Annotated in this window: 1 protein-coding gene; it reads left to right on the top strand. The window is 58.0% G+C overall.

Annotation, left to right across the window (positions count from 1 at the left end):
• A partial coding sequence (locus AC0IW7_RS24750; RefSeq protein ID WP_471821485.1) for an Ig-like domain-containing protein occupies window positions 1-410 on the top strand: 410 nt, incomplete at both ends.

Below are 410 nucleotides of genomic sequence, written 5' to 3' on the forward strand. Positions count from 1 at the left end.
CTGGCAGCGGGCAAAACCGTTAGCTGGAGTACTAGCGCCGGTACGTTGGCGAGCACTTCGTCCACTACTGACGCAAAGGGTGTGGCGACGGTTGAACTGACCAGTTCCACAACTGCTGGCCAAGCCACGGTGACCGGCGCCATTGGTTCGATGACTGACACCGCTGAGGTTGATTTCACTGCCGGTGCAGCCACTGCAATGGATGTAACCGCTTCGCCTGCTTCAATTGAGGCGAACGGCACCAGCACGTCGACCCTTAGCGCCACAGTTAAAGACGCTAACGGCAACCTGGCAGCGGGCAAAACCGTAAGCTGGAGCACCAGCGCAGGTACATTGGCGAGCACTTCATCCACTACTGACGCAAACGGTGTAGCGACGGTTGAACTGACCAGTTCCACTACTGCTGGCCA

It is taken from the genome of Pseudomonas sp. AC229 (genome assembly GCF_979254655.1).